The 2,195-nt window shown below is 67.0% G+C and carries 2 protein-coding genes; both read right to left on the bottom strand.

The window, feature by feature from the left end:
- Nucleotides 1–58: 58 nt before the first annotated feature.
- On the bottom strand, nucleotides 59–694 hold the full coding sequence (locus G6R25_RS23575) for an ABC transporter substrate-binding protein (RefSeq protein ID WP_235949501.1): 636 nt from the start codon (nucleotides 692–694) through the stop codon (nucleotides 59–61).
- Nucleotides 695–738: 44 nt separating this feature from the next.
- On the bottom strand, nucleotides 739–2,127 hold the full coding sequence (locus tag G6R25_RS23580; RefSeq protein WP_163554614.1) for an NtaA/DmoA family FMN-dependent monooxygenase: 1,389 nt from the start codon (nucleotides 2,125–2,127) through the stop codon (nucleotides 739–741).
- Nucleotides 2,128–2,195: the final 68 nt, after the last annotated feature.

Consider the following 2,195-nt stretch of genomic DNA (forward strand, 5'->3'; position numbering starts at 1 on the left):
CAACACACCAACACAACATTGATGTCACGCAAAGCGACGAAACGTTACCGGGAAAGGCTCAGTGCGTGACGACGAACGGTCCGGCGCCGACCGGGTGCTGGTCGAGGTTCGCCGGGTCCGCCGCGGCCTTGGGGCTCGCGATCTGCAGCACGCGCTCACCGAGCAGCAACGGGATCTGATGGTCGACCTGGGTGAGGTGGACGACCACGTCCAGGTCGCCGCTGGTGGTGACCGACTTGATCGAGGTGAGGTCACCGAACAGCGCCGAGTTCTTCTGCGTCTTGGCCCGGTCGATGGCGTTCTTGACCGCCGCGGCGTTGACCGGAGTGCCGTCGCTGAACGTCAGCTTCGGGCACACATGGAACGTGATCTCGTCGCCGATGGTGTTGTAGGTCCAGCTCTGCGCCAGATCCGGGACGGCGTTGCCATTTGCATCCGTCTTCGTCAGTGACGCGTAGGGCAGGGCGAGGATGCGGAACTGGGCACCGCTGCCCGCGACCACCGGATCCCAGCGCGTCGGGAAGAAGGAGGAGGCCCATTTCAGGGTGGCCGACTTGCCCCCGCCCCCGCCCCCGCCGCCGCCGGAACCTGAGCCGCAGGCGCTGAGAACGAGGGCCGCGAGGGCCAGGAGGGCCCCGAGGACGGCGCCGCGCTTCGTGCGGCGGGCGGGCGGCAGGTGTTGCTGGGAGATCATCTTCTTCTTTCTCTGCTCGGATTTCGACGGGAATGGGCCGCGGTTCAGGGGACGAGCACCGGGGCCGCGCTGTCGGCCACCGCCTCGCCGGCGGATTGCTCCTGCTGGCGCCGGGCCGCCGTGTACCGGTTCTCGGGAATCGGCAGGCCGAGGTTGCCGCGCAGCGTGGTCGACTCGTATTCGCTGCGGACGACGCCTCGTTCGCGCAGGATCGGCAGCACCTGGTCGATAAAGCGCGCGAACTCGCTCGGCACGTTCACGGTGATGTTGATGCCGTCGAAGCCGCCAGCCTCGAACCAGCGCTGAATCTCCTTCGCGACGGTCAGGGGCGAACCGACGAAGGGCGATCGGCGGGCCTGCAGCTGGTGCTCGACCACCTGGCGCAGCGTGAGATTGTTCTCCCGCGCCAGCTTGGTGATTGCCTCCGCATGAGTACGGAAGCTGCGCTCGGCGACGTCCCCGACCTCGGGGAACGGCGCATCCAAATCGTACTGCGAGAAGTCATACCAGCCGAAGGGCCGACCGAGCTCGGCCAGGGCCCGCTCGAAGCTGCCCTCGCCGACGATCGCATCCTCCTTGGCACGGGCCTGCTCATCGGTGTCGGCAATGATCGGGAAAATCCCGGGGACGATGAGCAGGTTTTCCGGGTCGCGACCCTTGGCGGCCTCCCGGGCCCGCAGCTCGGTGCGGAATGCCTGCGCCTGCTCGAGCGTCTGCGAGTGGGTGAAGATTGCGTCGGCGATGCTCGCGCCGAGGTCACGCCCTTCCTCCGAGTCACCCGCCTGGAAGATGACCGGCTGCCCCTGGGGAGTGCGCTCCAGGTTCAGTGGTCCGACCACGGAGAAGAATTCACCTTTGTGATTGAGCGCATGCTGACGGTTGCGATCGAAGAACTGGCCGCGCTGCTTGTCGCGGGGGAAGGCGTCCGCCTCGTAGGAGTCCCAGAGCGCCTGCGCCACCCCCACATGCTCGAGCGCGCGGCCGTAGCGGGTCGGATAGTCGTAGTGCTCGTCGCGGCTGTAGTTACCCGCCGTTCCGGAGTCACCGCTGGTGACGACGTTCCAGCCCGCGCGACCGCCGCTGATGTGATCGAGCGAGGCGAGGCGGCGGGCGACGTTGAAGGGCTCGTTGTAGGACGTCGTGATCGTGCCCACCAGGCCGATGTGGCTCGTGTGGACGGCGATCGCGGACAGCAGCGTCAACGGTTCGAGCCGGCTGAGGTAGTGGTTCGGGGAATCCGCGGTGATGAACTGGCTGTCAACGATGAAGAAGTGATCGAACCGCGCGGCCTCCGCCTCTTGGGCGCGGGCGATGTACCAGCGGACATCCACGCTGGCGTCGCCCGGGATCTCGGGGCTCAGCCACGTGTTGTGCTGCCCCGGACCGCCGACGCCGATGAGGACGGCGCCCAGTTTAAGCGTGCGGACAGGCATGGTGGAACCCAGGGCCCCGGGAAGATCGTTTTAGGTTGCGATCTGCTACGCGGAGTATTGGCCCCGTT

The organism is Candidatus Frankia alpina (assembly GCF_902806485.1).
In the GTDB taxonomy this organism is placed as follows: domain Bacteria; phylum Actinomycetota; class Actinomycetes; order Frankiales; family Frankiaceae; genus Frankia; species Frankia alpina.